Source organism: SAR324 cluster bacterium, from assembly GCA_015232315.1.
GTDB lineage: Bacteria > SAR324 > SAR324 > SAR324 > NAC60-12 > JADFZZ01.
Genome location: JADFZZ010000002.1, coordinates 38,025 through 55,632 on the forward strand (window position 1 = coordinate 38,025; position 17,608 = coordinate 55,632).

Consider the following 17,608-nt stretch of genomic DNA (forward strand, 5'->3'; position numbering starts at 1 on the left):
GGATCAAAAGATGAGATGCTTCAACCATAGATCCAAAGTGTTAGGCAAATATTACGGAAATGTTATGAATGGTCCGTCCCTCACAGAGGTTCCATGCTCACTGGTTTTCTGTGATTGTGCCTAACAACTCAAACCCCATCAGTGTGAGATCATCCTGGTATCCCCGTTGTGCTGAATATTGCAGTCCATACTCATACAACTCCTGGATCAATTTCTCCATCGGAAGGTGATGATGCAATTCCAGTTGCGTCAGTATTCCATTCATTCCGGGCATATTGTTTTGAGGATCCTGCACTTCCACAATGGCATCCGTGTAGAACAATATTTTATCACCTGCCGTCAGTTCAATCGTTTCCTCCATATAATGCGCTTCACGAAAAATTCCAATAGGCAGTCCAAACTGGGTTAACTGCTGAATGGAGCCAGTTGATCCCTGAATTCGAATCACAGGATAATGTCCCCCATTGCTGTAAGTGAAGGTGTGATGAACGGCATCGTAAATGGCGTACACAACGGTTACAAATTTTCCTTCCTCCAGTTTATTCACGAGAAAATCATTCATCGTTTTCAGAACATGGCGGGTGTTGCCTGCCTCAACAGCATTGCGAAACACTGTTGAAACCATAAAGGCGATCAATGCGGCAGAGATGCCATGTCCGGTCACATCCGCGATGACGAATCCATATTTTCCTGATCCCAGATCGAGGATATTGTAATAATCACCGCCAATCTTGGAAAAGGGTACAAATCGACAGGCAACATTGACCTCTGGAATTTCAGGGAGTGTGGCTGGAAAAATACTTTTTTGAGTTTGCCGGGCTTGCTCCAGTTCCTCTGCAAAACGTTGTTCTTCAAGCTTACGGGCGGTGATATCCTCCACAGTGCCCTCATAATACAAAACCTGCCCCTGCAAATCATGGATCACGCGGGCGTTTTCCTTGATCCAAATGATGGAACCGTCCTTACGATAAATCCGGGATTCAAAATCTGTCAGTACATTATTTTTTTCCATTGCCTGGACAAACTGAGTACGACGCTGTGGCTCAACATACAGTTGCATTGAAATATCATTGAGAGAGGCCATCAATTCATGCTTGTCCTCATACCCATACATGGTGACCAGGGACTGATTGACATTCAGATATTTGCCTCCGGGACTGGTCTGGAAAATGCCTTCGATCGCATTATCAAAAATGCTTTTATACCGAATCTGGTGCCATTGCAGATCCTCTTCCAGATTTTTACATTTATGCACGTTGTCCATGAGCACATTGTTCAGATTTTCAATCTGCAAGGTGTTGATCATCATTTGAGCTTCAAGCCTGATTTTTTCTTCCACCACGGCAGACAAGGTCTCATCCTGCTCATTGAGTTTCTGCGCCAGAAACATAGTCCGCTTTGTGAGATTCTGCTGAAACTCATACTGATAACAGGCGGTTTCGATTTTGCTGAGCAACACATCCCAGGGAACAGGTTGTACCAGAACCTCATTGGCTCCGGCCTGATATTTTTGAAAAATACTGTCTGCCGGTGTCCCTTCCCGAAGCAACAGGAAAATGAAGAAATGTTGAGTTCTGTTGAGTTTACGTAATTCCGCAATCACTGAAAGCAGATCGTCATCACCATCACTTCCCTGCAACAGCAACAAAGCCAGGTTTGCTTCACAGGCGGTAATCTCAAGGAGATCGCGTGGAGACTTTGCTTCAAGCAATTCATGAGAACTGCTTTTGAGCGAAGAGCTCAGGAATTCGCGAAAACCTGATGATTTGGAATATAAAAGAATGGAACCTGTAGTCATAGAGATATCCGTTGTTTGATGTTTCAAGATCCAGAACCTGACTGAACACATTAACCGTTCAAAGTCTACAACACCAAACTGTCACTCGATCAGCGTCTATGCCTAACAGGCATGATCGAGTGAAGACAAAGTGGGAACACTCTTATCCATATCGAGCAAGGATATCAGCCAATTGAAGGCTGGATTCAAGTGATAAAAATAGAGTGCTTTTTCAGCATGATCACACTGATTGCATAATTGCGCCAACACCATTAAATCCGAGGATGAGATCTCAGGAATTTGTTCCATATTCAAGATCATGGAATTGATTTCAGGATGTTGGATCAACTCAGACCATTTTTTTTTATAAATGATAGGAGTGTGTGAATTGAGGTCAGCCAATTGAACAATGGCAACATTTTTTTGGATATAGTAAGAGAACCGCATAGACACTCCTTCTGAAAACTCCACGATTTCTCGTCTTTGATTTGAAATGACACACTTTGAGATTTGATCTAATGGCCCTCGTTATGATCAACCCCAAAGATACAACCGGAAGGTGTAATTTGTCACCCTCTGAGTCAGATCAGTGACCCCTCAGATGTTGGTCTCCCCCGCACCGTATATTTCACGGAACGTGCCTTCATTAAAATACTTTATATTTCAGCATGTTGATCAAACCAAAGTTCAATCTCGATAAAATAAATGAAACATTTTTATGCAGATTCTGAGAAGACTGGTGAATTTTTATGCAGGATTGTTGAGATTTTTTCAAAAGACTTTGTGATAAATTCGACTCAAATTAACGGCTAAATCAATATTGGAATATTCAAGAAAGTCCTTCACTCAACGTGTCTTTCATCTTGCGAAATCCCCTGTTCCTGAATAGGTTCTGGCCTTTATCAATCCATGTATGCCTGTTTTTACAGGCGGAATTTTTCAAAACAACCCTTTTCTGTGATCTCATGAAACTGGCTGTCATTATTCCCTGTTACCGGGTGAAAGCGCATATTCTGCAAGTTCTTCAATCTATTCCAGAGAATGTGGATCATATTTTTGTGGTGGATGACGCCTGCCCTGAACAATCGGGAAAACTGGCTGAAACCTACAATGATCCACGGGTAGAGGTCATTTTTCACTCGCAGAACCAGGGAGTGGGAGGTGCCATGATTACCGGCTATCGTCGCATGCTGGAAACAGAGTGTGACGTCGCGGTTAAAATGGATGGGGACGGTCAAATGGATGCCCGGTTTATTCCGCAACTCATTGACCCGATTGTGAAAGGACAGGCGGATTACACCAAAGGCAACCGGTTTTTCCATTTCCGGGAACTGCGGCAAATGCCCAGAATCAGGTTGTTTGGCAACAGTGCCCTGTCGTTTGTGCTCAAACTGGTTTCGGGCTACTGGAACATGATGGACCCCACCAACGGCTTCACCGCAATCCATAGGGAAACAATCCGTCAATTGGAACTGGACAAATTGGATCAGCGCTATTTTTTTGAATCAGACATGCTGGTTCAGTTGAACATCACCAATGCGGTGGTGCAGGATGTTCCCATGCCGGCCAAGTATGAGGATGAGAAAAGTTCCATGCAGATTTCCCGTATCCTTCTGCAATTTCCCGCCAAACTGCTCAGACGGTTTTGCAAGAGAATCTTTTTGAAATACTTTATTTATGATTTCAATATGGCCTCGGTCTATCTGCTGCTCGGAATACCATTGTTTGTATGGGGTACCGGATTTGGACTGATGGAATGGATGAGTTCCCATCTGGAAAACACACCCCGTTCTGCAGGAACTATCATGCTGTCGGCACTGCCGTTGATTGTTTCCTCGCAAATGTTGTTGCAGGCCATTCAGATTGACATCAATAACGTTCCCAAAAAGAAACCCTGAGCCTGGTGAATGCCCATGAAGATCCTGCACACTTCCGACTGGCATATTGGCCGAACCCTCTACGGCAGAAAACGTTATGAGGAGTTTGAAGCGTTTCTTTCATGGTTGACGGACACGATCAGCAACGAAGGCGTGGATGTGTTGCTGGTGGCAGGCGATGTGTTTGACAACACCACTCCGGGAACCCGTGCTCAGGAACTGTATTATCGTTTTTTGTGCGGTGTCGCGTCTTCATCGTGTCGGCATGTGGTGTTGATTGCCGGAAATCACGATTCGCCCGCCTTCCTCAACGCACCCCGTGAGTTGCTCCGATTTCTCAATGTTTATGTCGTTGGTTCTGCCACAGATTCTCCCACCGATGAAGTTCTGGTTCTGAAAAATCCGGAAGGTCTCGAAGAATTGATTGTTTGCGCTGTTCCCCATCTCAGGGATCGTGATATCCGTCAGGTGGAAGCCGGTGAAAGTCTGGAAGACAAGGAACGCAAACTGGTAGAAGGCATTCGTTCCCATTATGTGCAAGTGTGTGAGCTGGCCCGAAATCAACAGCAAAAATCAGGTCGTGCCATTCCGATTGTGGTCATGGGACATCTGTTCACAGCCGGTGGTCAGACGGTAGAAGGCGATGGTGTCAGAGAACTGTATGTCGGCTCACTGGCACATGTGACGTCAGGGATTTTTCCGGAATGGATTGATTATCTGGCCCTGGGGCATCTCCATGTGCCGCAGAAAGTCAATGGCAGTGAAATCATGCGCTACAGCGGTTCGCCGTTGCCCATGGGATTTGGTGAGGCAAAACAGGAAAAAAGTGTTTGTCTGGTTGAATTTTCAGAAGCTGTTCCGCAGGTAAAACTCCACAAAGTTCCAGTGTTTCAGGCTCTGGAACGCCTCAAGGGAACATGGGAGGAAATTACCGCAACAATCCAGATCCTGTCTGAAGCAAACAGTTCCGTATGGCTCGAAATTGTGTATGACGGCTCAGACATCATCGGTGATTTGAGGGAACGGCTTGATGCCGCAATTGAAGGAACCCGCATGGAAATTCTCAGGGTCCGCAACAACCGGGTCATGGCCAGAGCACTGAACCGCCAGCACACAGACGAAACCCTGGACCACCTGAATCCTGGTGATGTTTTTGAACGCTGTTTGCGGGCACACGAAGTCACGGAAGAGCAATGCCGGGAATTGCGGATTGCCTATGAGGAAACCCTTCTTTCACTTGAATCGGAAGACCACCATGAAGATTCTGCAAGTCCGCTTTAAAAATCTGAATTCCCTGCTGGGGGAATGGGAAATTGATCTCTCGCATCCAGCTTTTGTTTCAGAAGGAATTTTTGCGATTACCGGGCCGACCGGTGCAGGAAAAACCACGATCCTGGATGCCATCTGCCTGGCGTTGTACGGCAAAACTCCCCGCCTCAACAAAGTGACCCAGAATAGCAACGAAATCATGTCCCGTCGTGCCGGTGAATGTTTTGCGGAAGTGACTTTTGAAACAAAGCTGGGCCGGTTCCGCTGTCACTGGAGCCAGCATCGTTCCAGAAAAAAAGCGGGTGGATCGTTGCAAACACCCAAACATGAGATTGCAGACGCGGTTACAGGAAAAGTCGTTGAAGCAAAAATCAGGGGTGTCGCAGAACAGATCGAAAATACAACAGGAATGGATTTTGATCAATTTTCCCGATCCATGTTGCTGGCTCAGGGAAGTTTTGCCGCGTTTCTTCAGGCCTCCGCGGATGAACGATCCCCCATCCTGGAACAAATCACCGGCACTGAAATTTATAGCAAAATCTCGATCAGGGTTCATGAAAAACGCACCGAAGAACGCAAAAAACTGGAAGTGCTGATGGCAGAATTTTCCGGCATTCAGTTACTCGGCGATGAAGCCATGCTTGAACTGAAACAGACACTGGCTCAAAAAAATCTTCAGGAAACAGATCTGGAAAAACAAATTGTGCAATTGCAACAAACCATCAACTGGCTGGATGGACTGATACTGCTGGAAAAGGATCTGGCGCAGTTGGAAGAACAAAAACAAGACCTTGCAAAACGAAAAGAAGCCTTTGTTCCTGAACGCCAAAAACTGGAAAAGGCGGTGAAAGCGCTGGAATTGTCAGGAGAACATGCCCGGTTGGTTTCCATGAGAGAAGAACAGGAAACCGAACAAAAGACTCTTCGGGAGTCTCAACAAAAACTGCCAGCCCTTGAAACCAATATCAAACAGACAGATGAGGCTTTAAAACTCGCGGCAGATGCTCTGGCTATAAAAAAATCGGAACAAAAAAATCTGGTTGAATTGACCCGCAAAGTTCGGGAACTTGATTTTCAACTCAAGGAAAAAGACCAGACGATGAAGGCTGAAAGCAAGATCATTTCCACCTTGAAAACGGAAATGGCATCCCTTCGTGAGAAATATTCCAATGACCGCAATGTCCTGAAAAAGAATCGCGAACAACTGGAAGCTACCAATATGTTTCTCCATGAAAACCATACAGACGCGGCTTTGGCTGAACATCTTGCAGGGCTTCGTGAACGGTTTGCCTCTCTGCGAGAACTCGACGCGAGTAAGCAAGGTTTGACCACGCAACAAAAATCACAACAAAGCCAATTTGATCTTGCTGACCAGTTGCACAGCAGACAACTGGCACTTCAGGAAACAATCAATCAAAAAATATCCGACCAGAAAGCAGTTCTTTTAAAACAACAGCAGACACTAGAAAACACCTTGTCAGGACAGGAGATTGCTGTCTGGCGAAATGCGATTCTGCAACTCAAAGACCGGAAAAATCTGCTGGAACAAATGGTAGAAAACTCTTTGCGGGCGATTGACACTCAAAAGGGTATGGGTGAGTTGCAACTCAAAGAAACCAGCCTCTCCACAGAAAAAGACCTGCTGAACCGGAACCTTCCTGAACAGCAGGAAAAACAAGCGGGACTGGAACGGGAAGTCCTGTTGCTGGAAACCCAACTGTTGCTCCTTAAAAAAATTCAGGATTTTGACGAGGCCCGGCATCAGTTGCAGGATGGACAGCCATGCCCCCTGTGCGGTGCACTGGAACATCCCTTTGCGCAAGGCAATATTCCAAGGCCTGATGAAACCAGAGAAACATTGAACAGAGTGCGGGGAGACCTGAAAAAATCGGAGAAATTGATTTCCGGTCTAAAAATCAGGGAAGCCGCGATTCTCAAAGATCTGGAGATGATTGCGGTCCAGCGCAAAAAACTGTCAGAGCAACAGGACACTGACAATACCAGACTGGAAGAAGGTTGTTCCATACTGAAAATCACCCGGTCAGAAACAGACCCGCAGGTTTTAAGGCAATTGATAGCCGACACTGATAATTCATTACAAAAAACAGTGGTCGTTGTTGAAACCGTTGATCAGCTTGAAAAAGACATGCTCAAATCACGGAAAGCTCTGGAAAAATTCCAAGAGGAACTTTCACAATCCGAAAAGAAGTTACAGACCGTGGTTCTTGAAAAAGCCGCCGCCGGGCAGGACTTAAAACGGATCAGCCATCAACTTGTGACGCTTGAAGAACAGTTTAAAAAAGCGCAGGAAGAAACATTGCAGGAATTGACCTCCTATGGCATCGACCAACTGACTGTGGAAAAACTGGATCAAATCTTTAAAACGCTCACAAAACGCCGTGATCGGTGGCAGGAACAACAAATTCAGAAAAACGATCTTGAGAAAAAAATCGGGACGCTTGAACTGCAAAGCCAGCATCAGCAAGAACAAATTTCCAAACTGGAATCAGAACTGGCTGGCAAGCAGGAAACGTTGAACGCACTCGCCCAACAGCAGAATAATTTGCTAAGTGAACGTAAGCAATTGTTTGGTGATAAAAACCCTGACAGTGAAGAAGCCCGAGTGTCAGCAGAAGTGGATAATGCGGAGAATCTATTGGAACGCCGGCGTGAAGAACTCAACAGGTTCACTCAGGAACACAGCCAACTCAAAGCCAGAATTGAATCCGTTGAGAAGTCCTTTCTCACCCGGAATGATCTGCTGAAAACATCAACGGAGTCCTTTGCCTCAAATCTTGTCCGTCATGGTTTTCAGGATGAGCTGGATTACCAAAATGCCTGTCTGCCTGAAGAAAATCGAAAAAATATGCAAGAAATGGTGGAACGCCTCAACACCGAACAAACCATGCTGGAGGCACGGCAACGGGATAAAACCGGACAACTGGATGCTGAACGAAAAAAACAGATCACCGCAAAACCTCGGGAACAGATCCTTCAGGAAACAGGCGCACTTCAGGAAACACTCAAAACGTTACGGCAGGAAATCGGCGGGATTCAGCAAAAACTGAAAGATAATGAAGATTTGCGGATGAAACAGCAGGAGCGCATCACCATCATCAATGCTCAGCAACGGGAATGCGCTCGCTGGGACTTGCTACATGAACTGATTGGTTCCGCGGATGGCAAGAAATATCGTAACTTTGCCCAGGGACTGACGTTTGAGATGATGATTGGTCATGCAAACCAGCAACTACAAAAAATGACAGACCGCTACCTGTTGCTCAGAGATGACAAGCAACCGCTGGAATTGAATGTGATTGACAACTATCAGGCTGGCGAAATCCGTTCCACAAAAAATTTGTCTGGTGGAGAGAGTTTCATTGTCAGTTTGTCGCTGGCGTTGGGCCTGTCCCAAATGGCCAGCAGAAATGTCCGGGTGGATTCGCTGTTTCTGGATGAGGGGTTTGGAACACTGGATGAGGAAGCACTGGACACCGCCCTGGAAACGCTTGCGGGCTTACGGGCTGATGGCAAATTGATCGGCGTGATTTCACATGTTCCCGCCCTCAAGGAACGAATCAACACTCAAATCCAGGTGATTCCACAAACAGGAGGGCGAAGCATGATCATGGGGCCGGGGTGTGAAAAGATTCAAAACTCCAGCCTCTGACAGAAAAAGGATTTCCTGATTCTGCCAAGTTCAATGAAATAACGGTTACATCCCCTTGGAGTCACTTCCATGATCCATAGCACCCATCATTTCTGTTTTACAGACTGCTGGCAATCCCATGGTGTTGCTGACCCAGGTCAGGCTTTGTGGACCATTATATTCCCATGATTCCAACAGAGTGCCATCCGCCTGCTGAGTGAAGGAAAAACTCATCATATCCAGCGTGAACGCACCATTTTCCAGCGCATAGCTTTTGGAACTACAGGTGTCGCCATACAGGGAATAAATGCTCACCATCCCGGCGGAGGCTTCCAGAAAGACACCACTGCCTTCAATGTTGGTACTTCCGGCCCAACTGCCATTGATGTTTTTCCCTGCCATATCCATGGTGGGCTTGGTCTGTGAACATCCAGCAAAAATCAGCATGCTGGCAACTACCAAAATAAGAGAATTCAATCGGTTCATTGTGACTCCTTACAAAATTAAAAATAATGCGAACAGGTTCATGCATTCCGAACATATCCACAGGGGATTACGTAGAATGCGTGTTTTAACATACATGAACCGAATGTCCAGAATTTATTCGGAATGGGGACTAAAGGAGGGAAAAAGTTTTCATAATCTCAGCCAGTTTTGGGTCTGTTTTGGACAAAGATCGTAGCGTTTCAAGAAATTGATGCAGTTGTTGTCCATTGGCCGCAATATCCTGCTCCATCCTGGGAATTCTTTCCAATTGTTTTTCCATGGCGGCCACTTTGGTTTCAAAAGGTCGAATCATGGTGCGACGATCCCAAAGCGCAAAACTGATGGTGGCAATCATCATCGCGCTAAACGTCGCCAAAAGGCCGATGGTCAGATTGATGAGCTGATCAAACCGTTGGTCCACTGTTTCAAACCGCCGGTTCATGTCTTCAAACCGTTTATCCTGATTTTCAAACCGTTGGTCGACGGCTTCAAACCGCTGGTCAACGGCTTCAAACCGTTGGTCGACAGCTTTAAACCGCTGATCCATTTCACGGAGAATGAATTCCTGATGTTCCCGGAGTCCCTTCAATTCAGCTTTGATATCCGTCAACGCTTCAATGATTTCCCTGTCACTGATCCGGGGTGCCGTTTCCACAGCCATGACGGGTCCCCCCTGAAGCAGGCTCCAGAAGAGGGTCAGTCCAATGATTTGAGTTGTCACACGCATGTTTTCTCCTGAAAAAAATCATCATTTTAAAAAAAATATAGACGATCTCGCCACCACTGACAAGTCTCTGCCGTGTTTTTTTGCAGTAACCCTGTTTGTTTCTGTTTGGGATATGTTCTCCCTGAAAAGAGACAGGGAGACTCAGATAATGACGTTTTTTTCAGCGTTTGCGTTTCATGAAATTGAGTGGTTTTTCAGAAACATTCTTGCTGACAGCGGCCATTTGATTCCAGCGTCCCAGCAACTGTTTCTGCAGTTTTGTTTCCCAATCCAGTGCGGTTTTATCATCAGCGGTCCAGGTGTTCTGAAACAGTTTTTTGGCATTGGCCACCGAATCCGGAGAGCGCGTCGCGATTTCCCGGGCCAGTTTCATGGCATCCTCAAAGGGCGTTTCTGTGACATAGGACACCAGACCATATTCCTTGGCTTTGACCCCATCAAACACTCGTCCGGTCATGGTCAATTCCTTGGCCAGATCCATCGGAATCAATTCCCGGAGTGTGATGCTGCCGCTCATATCGGGGATCAATCCCCATTTGGCTTCCATGATGGAAAACTCGCAGTCCGGAGTGCTGAACCGGAAATCAGCGCCCAGGGCAATCTGAAATCCTCCGCCATAACAGCGGCCATGCACAACAGCCAGCACCGGTACTGAAAGTTGTCGCCACGCATAGCCCACATCCTGGGCAATGTTGGAAATCTTGGTTCCGGGTTTGATCAGTAATTTGCCAATGGCCAGTGGATTTTTAATGATTCGCATCACATCCAGTCCTGAGCTGAATACCTTTCCTTCGCCTTGGATGATGACGGCCCGGAGATCACGATTCTTGCCTATTTTTTTAGCGGTAGCAACCAACGCCTCAAACATGGGCATGTCCAAAGCATTGTATTTATCAGGGCGGTTCAGCGTGACAATGGCAATGTTATCTTCAATCCGCATTAAAACACGTTCTTCCATGTTCAACCTTCAATGAGAGTTAGAGAGACAGTGAGCATTATTTTTTAGTTACAGCGATGTTCCTTGTGATCCGCAAAAGGAGAAGCTCACCCAATTGGAACTGATGATGGGGAAATTTTCTGGTCAACGCAAGCCAGAGCTTGGCCGAAGAGGTTTTTTTCAGTAAAAATGTGTTTAAATTTCACAAATCGGATGTGATGCTCGCTGTTTGTCATTCCGTGTTTGACACGGAATCCAGGGGCACCGGGCGTTTGGTGGAATCTGGATACCGGATCAGGTCAAGTATGACACGGTGCCGAAAAAGAAAAGTGTACCATTTATTTCTTGGCGGACCCTAAGGGCTTCGGAAAAAATGAGGAACACTAAAGCGATCGCCGGAAATCAACATACCAGCATTGTCGCTGAAAAATATTATTCCGAAGATGGTAGCATCGGGTTACGTCCCGATGTAATTCCACGGTTTGTCGCCCTCCCCGAGACGTAACCCGGGGCTACCATTCTTTTTTCTTTCGTGTTTCTGATGTTTTTCGTGGTTAAAAAAGTACCTGCACAGGTAGAAAAGTTTGAATACCCCTTGTCTGTCACTCTGACTGGCATCCTGGAAGACATTGCTCAAACAGGAACTTCCACCCGTCTGGCGGATATCTCCAAAACGATCAGGGACCAACTGGATCAGCGCATCTCCAAACCTCTGGGACTGCGCAAATTGATCAGGGAGGAAGAAAAACAATACCGGATTGTTATCCCGCGACACGGATAGCTTTTCTCGTTCCACCGTTTCACGGTGGAACGCCGGATGAAACGCTTTGCGCCAAGGATAAAGGAAGGTCTTACGGGATTCAGGATTTGTGGGGAGGCGTTCCTGATTTATGGGTGGCCGCATCATAGGCGCAATAGAGTAAAGTCCCTAAAAACGCGACAATAGTGATGTAAGCGATTATTTCCATCAGAGCCTCCGGAGTTCATCAATTTTTTGTTCAATTTTGGAGTGAAGCAGAATGATCGAAACCAGCACCCCAAACAGGAAAATCACAGCTAAAATAAATTTAAAATCATTGACGTGATCAAGATGATTCACAATCCAGGTAATGTCTGCCATTCCAGAGGCAGCCAGGATGCCCATCCAAAATTTAGCGTATCCAATTTGTTCTTTTAACTGATCTGTTTCAGGCATAAACCTTTCTTGTCTGTTATTCATGTTTTTTATAGTGTTTTAAATATCAGTGGCTAGGGGAAAGGTCAACCCCGTTTGTCGTTGCCGATCTTCTCTTAACAGTGAGCATTATTTTTTAGTTACAGCGACGTTCCTTGTGATCCGCAAAAGGAGAAGCTCACCCACTTGGAACTGATGATGGGGAATTTTTCTGGTCAACGCAAGCTATAGAATATTCAGCCAAATCAAGATTTGATCAAATGTTTCAAAGCCCGATGCACCCGGATGCGGTCCCACAGTGGAAATTCCATATATTCTGGTTTTTCCACATGACATCCGAGGAACCCGCTACCCATCCAGATCTGCAAGCCCCCCTTGTGTTTGGCCCAGAAACGGTCTACGGCCCAGGCGTCTGGATTTCTTTGAATATCATGAATAAGGACATCAGTGCTTTTCTTCATACAGGCGCAAACCAATGCGGATTTTTTTCTCTCAGAGCCGCTAAAAAATTTCTTCCCACAGGAAGTATTTGCGGTGGATCCGTATGTTCCCTAAGCCATAATTCTGAATCACGGATATTTTTCTTTTTGATATACAGCCCTCGAGCGGGATGAATCACATAAGACCGATGAATCTGCAACAACACCTGTGGAACATACAATTGCTTGATCCACTGAAAACTGACCGTTTGTTCAACCACTGGATTCTGGGAGCGGTCCCAGTGGATTTCAATATGAGGCCCATTGGCCTTCACATACAGAAGGCGTTCCAGATCACTGGCGATGAGTTCAGCCGTCTGTTCCAATTGTTGTTTGAGGGCACCTGCGCCAAAGAGTTCAATTTTTTGAGACACCTGCGCCATCACATCCTCAACTATATCCGGTGGTTCACTGGTGGATGGTAGGACTTCGAGCTTTTGTGCCTTGAACAGTGAAATCTCAATCATGGTGTACACATCTTTTTCCTTGAAGGGCTTGACCAGATAGCCATAAGGTTCAGTCAACTTGGCTCGCTCCAGTGTTTTTTTATCGGTGTAGGCTGTCAGATAAATGACTGGAATCTGGTAATGCGTATTCAGATAGTGCGCCAGATCAATGCCATCCAGTTCTCCCTGAATCATGATATCCATCAGCACCAGATCCGGTCGATTCCGGCCAATGGATTGAATCGCTTTTTCTCCGGAAGCGGCAGTATCCGCAGAATAACCAGACATGGTCAGGATCATCTGGAGTTCTTTGGCGACTACAAATTCATCTTCAACAATCAGGATTCTGGGTTGAGTCATCGTGTTCCTGGTGATTCCGGAATAGTGATTAAAAACCGCGTGCCATGCTCACGCTGAAGTTCGATGGTTCCATTCAGTTGTTCTTCGACAATCCCTGTGACCAATTGAAGTCCCAGCGAAGAGGTCTTTCTAAAATCCAGATGCTCCGGAAAACCTGCGCCATCGTCCTGAATGATCAACAATCGACGCGGATGCTCCTCATTGAATTCAATTTGAATTGTTCCGCTCTTTTTACCGGGAAAAGCATGTTTGATGGCGTTGGACACCAGTTCATTGAGAATCAGACCAATCGGAATGGATTCGTCCAGATGCAGAGTGACATCATGGATTTTTATTTCAAACACAATTTTATTCGGATCCAGTTGGTAACCGGAGGACAAGCCATGGATCAGTTTTTGTACATAAGATTCCAGATCAATGGTGGAAAGGGATTCGGAACTGTAAAGCCGTTCATGAACCAGCGCCATGGCACTGATTCGGTCCTGACTGGCCTGAAGCACCTTGACGTAGTCCGGATCTTTCAGGGACATGGCTTGCAAACGAATGAGACTGGAAACCACCTGAAGATTGTTTTTCACACGATGATGCACTTCCTGCAACAACACTTCTTTTTCGCGCAGAGACACTGTCAATTGATGATTGATCTGTTCCAGTTCTGTTTTGGTGTGTTCCAACGTGCGGTTGGTTTCTTCGTATTGTTTGGCCTTGTCAGTGGTAAGGGTCAGTTTTTCTGTCAAAATCACAGAAAAGAGCCGATAAAAAAGCTGCTCCATGCTTTCTGTGTGTGATAACTGCAAATGGAGATCTTTGGCCGAGAGACTCAAAACCTCCACGGGTGTTTCGGTGACAACCGCCGCTGAGGTTGGATTGGAACTGATAACACTCATTTCGCCAAAGATATCCCCGGTGCGATGCAATTCCAGAATCCGTTCGCCATGGGTGTAAACACCGACTTTCCCATGAATAAGCAGAAATACACGGTCATTGAACTGACCTTCCTGCAGGATGGTTTCATCCTGATTGTATTCATGGACCGTTGTCAGTTGAAGCAATTGTTCCAGCGAAGAATCCGGCAGTGTTTTGAAAAACGGAGAAGCTTTCAAATATTGAATGATCTGCCGGTTTTCTTCAAAAATAGGTTGATTTCGGGTTGTCATGAGCAAGGGTCTGTCACGAATTTATCTGTTCAAATTCACGTGAAGGCAATTCACGTTCCAGCAGTCGTTGGAGCGCATGCCGGGGAGTGAGGCCTTCATACAAAATATCATACACGGCTGACGATATGGGCATATCCACCTGATATTTTTCAGCAAGCCCCTTGATGGATTTGGCATTCACCACCCCTTCGGCCACCGACCTTTTTTTTGACATATATTCTTCCAGCGATTGTCCACTGCCAAGAGCGTGGCCCAGCGAATAATTTCTGGAAAGGGTTCCGGTAGCGGTTAGCACCAGATCTCCCAGTCCGGACATGCCCGCAAAGGTTTCCAGCTTTCCACCAAGCACAAGTCCCAGACGATTCATTTCAGCCAAGCCACGACAGATCATGGCAGAACGGGCACTCAATCCGAGTCCCATGCCATCTGAAATTCCAGTAGCAATGGCAATCACGTTTTTAACGGTTCCGCCAATTTGAACGCCAGCCAGATCGTCGCTCAGATACACCCGGAAATGAGGTACTTTGAGGATCTGCTGGAGACTTTTGGCGATTTCCTCATTTTTACAGGCCAGCACCGCACCAGTCGGCATCCCCCTGGCGACATCCTCCGCAAAAGTCGGGCCTGACAACACTGAAACCGTGGGAATATGTTCCAACTCCTGAGCATACACATCACTCATCAACGACAGCGTTGAAAGTTCCACGCCTTTGCTGACAATGATGATGACATGATCCTTCCTGATTTGAGGACGCAACTGCCGGGCAATGGTCCGTGCCACATGGGAAGGTGGCGATGAAATAAGGAATTGATGATTTTTAACCACATGAGCCATGTCATTGGAGGCTTTGAGCGATTCCGGTAAAGGAATTCCCGGTAAAAAAACAGTATTTTCATGTTTCTGGTTGATGGCATCAACGGTTTCTTTTTCATAGGCCCACAAGGTGACATCATACCCTTTGTTTGCCATGAGAGAGGCCAGTGCGGTTCCCCATGCGCCACCGCCAATCACGCCTATTTTTTCAATATCCATATATTTCTCCTGTTTGAGATTCCGGAAACTTGTACTGTTTCATCACCTATACTCAAGAGTGATAAGTTTTCAGTTATCAGCCGTCAGCTTTTAGTAAGTCATTGAAATTAAAAGTTTCCTGAATATCAAATTTTCAAAGAAACTTTTAGGCTTATACAAAAATTATAATAATTTCAATCGGTTCAAAAAAAACTGAAAACTGAAAGCTGAGAACTTACCACTGTCGAGACCTATAGAGCATATTTCATGAATGATTTTCAAAAACAAGAGAGCATGACCGTTATAAGAGATTTCTTATTGAGTTAGAGCGACTCAGGAAGACGAATCATTTAATTTAGAAGTGGTGTCATCTCGACCAAATGGAGAAATATAGACAAATATTTCATGAAGGAAGATCAAAAGTAACACGTCCCAGGCGGCCTTCACGGAAATCTCTCAACAGTAATTGGCAGATCCTTTGGGTGTCCACGCCCCCTCCGGCAGTGAGGCATCCGCGTTTTTGCGCGATCATCAGCAAGGACTGTTCGAACGAGGTGCCTTTGAGTTTTTCGGGAAGTTCATAGGAGGTTTCCAGTCGTTCAGGCAGGTGCTCCAGATAATAATTGAGCAGATACCGGGTTATTTTCTCAATCCCCACCACGTCATCCTTGATGGAACCTGTGACTGCCAGCCTGAAGCCTTCTTCTTCCGTATCAAATTTGGGCCAGAGGATTCCGGGTGTATCAAGCAACTCAATGTTTTCATCGATTTTTACCCATTGCTGCTGTCTTGTCACACCGGGCATGGGGCCGGTGCCTGCCGCTTTTTTTCTGACCAGTTTATTGATCAGGCTCGATTTTCCTACATTTGGAATGCCAATCACCATCAACCGCATCATCGGCGGACGAATGCCCTTGCTCCGGTAACGATCCCATTTGGCCTTGACCAGTTGACGAGCGAGAGGAATTATTTTTTTGACATTGAGATTGTCTTTGACATCAATAAACAGGTGGAATACCTGTTCACTGTCAAATATCTGTTTCCATTGTTCTGTGACTTCAGGATCAGCCAGTCCGGTTTTATTAAACAGCACAATCCTGTTTTTCTGATGAAGGGCCTGGGCAAATTCGGGATTGACAGAGCATCTGGGAATTCTGGCATCGCGCACTTCCAGAACCACATCCACCAGTCGGATTTTTGCCATGAATTCTTTTTTGGCTTTGACCATGTGGCCTGGATACCATTGAATGTCATGCGATTGCTCAGGGGACGATGTTTGCATATTGTTCTCAAAATGAAGGTTCCGGGAATTCTTCCGAAAATGCGTATCCGCGTCATTTTCGGGAGCATTCCCTATAATCAGTCTGGATTAAAACCTCAAACCTCTTTTGAATCACTATCCGAGACAAGGAATGCCTGAAACCTATATTTCACGAATCCGCAAGGAAGATATTGAACAGTTTCCGTTAGCCGAGTATCAGGGCAACATTGAGTTGGTAGACTCGTATGAAAAACTTGAGGCAGCCCTTGAGGATTGCTTCAAAACACCAGTGCTGGGCTTTGACACTGAAACACGACCGGCCTTTCAGAAAGGGGTGCAATATCCTGTATCGCTCATCCAGTTGGCCACCGAAAACACGGTCTATTTGATCCGCCTCAATATGATTGAAATCACAGAAGCACTGAGTCAACTCCTGTCGGATGAAAATATTGTGAAAGCCGGCGTCGCTTTGCACCAGGACCTTCAGGGATTGAATGCCCTGAAACCGTTTCGCCCCGGAGGCTTCGCGGATCTAAGTCACATGGCTCGTGAGCGCCAGATTGAAACGTTGGGCTTGCGCAGTCTGGCGGCAATTGTATTGGGGGTCCGTATTTCCAAACGAGCCAAGCTTTCAAATTGGGCCAAACCGGAACTTACAGAGGAACAAATTGTTTATGCGGCGACCGATGCCTGGATCAGTCGTGAAATATATCTTGGTTTTATCGGAAATCCGGAGGATCCGGTTTCAGTCGCCAAAGAAACGTTGAAATCCTGAGTGAGCCTTAAATAACTCAGGAATTTTGCGGAAATTTTTTGTTTTCCTTCATATCTCGATGATTTATTCCATTTGTAATTATAGTCACTTGGGTTTCTTTCATCCCCGATTTCTCACAACGCGTCACGCTTGCGTTAAAATGATATTTGAAAAACACAGAGTCCATGTGTTATGGAACTAGCAGAATGATGTTTGATCCACTTGAATTTTTATCAGGAGAAC

The 17,608-nt window shown here is 45.9% G+C and carries 16 protein-coding genes; 5 read left to right on the plus strand and 11 right to left on the minus strand.

The features are described from left to right. Positions 1-97: 97 nt before the first annotated feature. Positions 98-1,798: a SpoIIE family protein phosphatase gene (locus tag HQM11_01700; protein MBF0349712.1), complete on the minus strand. Its 1,701-nt coding sequence runs from the start codon at positions 1,796-1,798 to the stop codon at positions 98-100. Positions 1,799-1,900: 102 nt separating this feature from the next. Then, positions 1,901-2,224, minus strand: coding sequence for an STAS domain-containing protein (locus HQM11_01705; protein ID MBF0349713.1), 324 nt, complete (start codon positions 2,222-2,224; stop codon positions 1,901-1,903). Between the two features lie 518 nt (positions 2,225-2,742). On the opposite strand from HQM11_01705, the gene HQM11_01710 reads away from it, so the two are divergent. From HQM11_01710 to HQM11_01720, 3 genes are read left to right on the plus strand one after another with little or no spacing between them, the layout of a single operon-like run. After that, positions 2,743-3,675, plus strand: a complete 933-nt coding sequence (locus tag HQM11_01710; protein MBF0349714.1) for a glycosyltransferase family 2 protein — start codon at positions 2,743-2,745, stop codon at positions 3,673-3,675. Positions 3,676-3,690: 15 nt separating this feature from the next. Continuing rightward, positions 3,691-4,935 carry an exonuclease SbcCD subunit D C-terminal domain-containing protein gene (locus HQM11_01715; protein MBF0349715.1) on the plus strand — a complete coding sequence of 415 codons (1,245 nt, stop codon included), beginning with the start codon at positions 3,691-3,693 and terminating at the stop codon, positions 4,933-4,935. After that, the gene (locus tag HQM11_01720; protein MBF0349716.1) at positions 4,910-8,593 is read left to right on the plus strand and encodes an AAA family ATPase; all 3,684 of its coding nucleotides are present in this window, start codon (positions 4,910-4,912) and stop codon (positions 8,591-8,593) included. Before HQM11_01715 ends, HQM11_01720 begins: the two co-directional genes overlap by 26 nt. Positions 8,594-8,638: 45 nt before the next feature. Here the strand turns inward: HQM11_01720 and HQM11_01725 are convergent, their stop codons facing one another. From HQM11_01725 to HQM11_01735, 3 genes are all read right to left on the minus strand, one after another. Then, entirely contained in the window at positions 8,639-9,058 is a 420-nt protein-coding gene (locus HQM11_01725) for a hypothetical protein (protein ID MBF0349717.1), read from the minus strand. Between the two features lie 130 nt (positions 9,059-9,188). Beyond that, entirely contained in the window at positions 9,189-9,785 is a 597-nt protein-coding gene (locus HQM11_01730) for a hypothetical protein (protein ID MBF0349718.1), read from the minus strand. 160 nt (positions 9,786-9,945) lie between these two features. Then, positions 9,946-10,743 carry a crotonase/enoyl-CoA hydratase family protein gene (locus tag HQM11_01735; GenBank protein MBF0349719.1) on the minus strand — a complete coding sequence of 266 codons (798 nt, stop codon included), beginning with the start codon at positions 10,741-10,743 and terminating at the stop codon, positions 9,946-9,948. A gap of 529 nt (positions 10,744-11,272) precedes the next feature. Here HQM11_01735 and HQM11_01740 point away from each other — a divergent pair. Beyond that, positions 11,273-11,503: a hypothetical protein gene (locus tag HQM11_01740; GenBank protein ID MBF0349720.1), complete on the plus strand. Its 231-nt coding sequence runs from the start codon at positions 11,273-11,275 to the stop codon at positions 11,501-11,503. A 186-nt stretch (positions 11,504-11,689) separates the two neighbouring features. On the opposite strand, the gene HQM11_01745 is transcribed toward HQM11_01740, so the two are convergent. From HQM11_01745 to ylqF, 6 genes are all read right to left on the minus strand, one after another. After that, positions 11,690-11,917 (minus strand): hypothetical protein, encoded by a 228-nt coding sequence (locus HQM11_01745; GenBank protein ID MBF0349721.1) that lies wholly within the window; start codon positions 11,915-11,917, stop codon positions 11,690-11,692. Positions 11,918-12,141: 224 nt separating this feature from the next. Then, positions 12,142-12,324: a hypothetical protein gene (locus HQM11_01750; GenBank protein MBF0349722.1), complete on the minus strand. Its 183-nt coding sequence runs from the start codon at positions 12,322-12,324 to the stop codon at positions 12,142-12,144. Between the two features lie 29 nt (positions 12,325-12,353). Then, the gene (locus HQM11_01755) at positions 12,354-13,181 is read right to left on the minus strand and encodes a response regulator (GenBank protein ID MBF0349723.1); all 828 of its coding nucleotides are present in this window, start codon (positions 13,179-13,181) and stop codon (positions 12,354-12,356) included. Further along, entirely contained in the window at positions 13,178-14,338 is a 1,161-nt protein-coding gene (locus HQM11_01760; GenBank protein ID MBF0349724.1) for a cyclic nucleotide-binding domain-containing protein, read from the minus strand. Before HQM11_01760 ends, HQM11_01755 begins: the two co-directional genes overlap by 4 nt. A gap of 13 nt (positions 14,339-14,351) precedes the next feature. Continuing rightward, positions 14,352-15,371: an NAD(P)-dependent glycerol-3-phosphate dehydrogenase gene (locus HQM11_01765; protein MBF0349725.1), complete on the minus strand. Its 1,020-nt coding sequence runs from the start codon at positions 15,369-15,371 to the stop codon at positions 14,352-14,354. 382 nt (positions 15,372-15,753) lie between these two features. After that, positions 15,754-16,632 (minus strand): ribosome biogenesis GTPase YlqF, encoded by an 879-nt coding sequence (ylqF, locus tag HQM11_01770; GenBank protein ID MBF0349726.1) that lies wholly within the window; start codon positions 16,630-16,632, stop codon positions 15,754-15,756. Between the two features lie 130 nt (positions 16,633-16,762). Between ylqF and HQM11_01775 the strand changes: the two genes are divergently transcribed. Further along, entirely contained in the window at positions 16,763-17,386 is a 624-nt protein-coding gene (locus tag HQM11_01775; protein MBF0349727.1) for a 3'-5' exonuclease domain-containing protein 2, read from the plus strand. Positions 17,387-17,608: the final 222 nt, after the last annotated feature.

What these genes read in the sequence shown, in the direction of transcription:
- HQM11_01745 (MBF0349721.1), bottom strand. Translation starts at nt 11,917, where the DNA reads ATGCCTGAAACAGATCAGTTAAAAGAACAAATTGGATACGCTAAATTT.
- HQM11_01765 (MBF0349725.1), bottom strand. Translation starts at nt 15,371, where the DNA reads ATGGATATTGAAAAAATAGGCGTGATTGGCGGTGGCGCATGGGGAACC.
- HQM11_01715 (MBF0349715.1), top strand. Translation starts at nt 3,691, where the DNA reads ATGAAGATCCTGCACACTTCCGACTGGCATATTGGCCGAACCCTCTAC.
- ylqF (MBF0349726.1), bottom strand. Translation starts at nt 16,632, where the DNA reads ATGCAAACATCGTCCCCTGAGCAATCGCATGACATTCAATGGTATCCA.
- HQM11_01760 (MBF0349724.1), bottom strand. Translation starts at nt 14,338, where the DNA reads ATGACAACCCGAAATCAACCTATTTTTGAAGAAAACCGGCAGATCATT.
- HQM11_01725 (MBF0349717.1), bottom strand. Translation starts at nt 9,058, where the DNA reads ATGAACCGATTGAATTCTCTTATTTTGGTAGTTGCCAGCATGCTGATT.
- HQM11_01705 (MBF0349713.1), bottom strand. Translation starts at nt 2,224, where the DNA reads ATGCGGTTCTCTTACTATATCCAAAAAAATGTTGCCATTGTTCAATTG.
- HQM11_01710 (MBF0349714.1), top strand. Translation starts at nt 2,743, where the DNA reads ATGAAACTGGCTGTCATTATTCCCTGTTACCGGGTGAAAGCGCATATT.
- HQM11_01775 (MBF0349727.1), top strand. Translation starts at nt 16,763, where the DNA reads ATGCCTGAAACCTATATTTCACGAATCCGCAAGGAAGATATTGAACAG.
- HQM11_01720 (MBF0349716.1), top strand. Translation starts at nt 4,910, where the DNA reads ATGAAGATTCTGCAAGTCCGCTTTAAAAATCTGAATTCCCTGCTGGGG.
- HQM11_01755 (MBF0349723.1), bottom strand. Translation starts at nt 13,181, where the DNA reads ATGACTCAACCCAGAATCCTGATTGTTGAAGATGAATTTGTAGTCGCC.
- HQM11_01735 (MBF0349719.1), bottom strand. Translation starts at nt 10,743, where the DNA reads ATGGAAGAACGTGTTTTAATGCGGATTGAAGATAACATTGCCATTGTC.
- HQM11_01700 (MBF0349712.1), bottom strand. Translation starts at nt 1,798, where the DNA reads ATGACTACAGGTTCCATTCTTTTATATTCCAAATCATCAGGTTTTCGC.
- HQM11_01730 (MBF0349718.1), bottom strand. Translation starts at nt 9,785, where the DNA reads ATGCGTGTGACAACTCAAATCATTGGACTGACCCTCTTCTGGAGCCTG.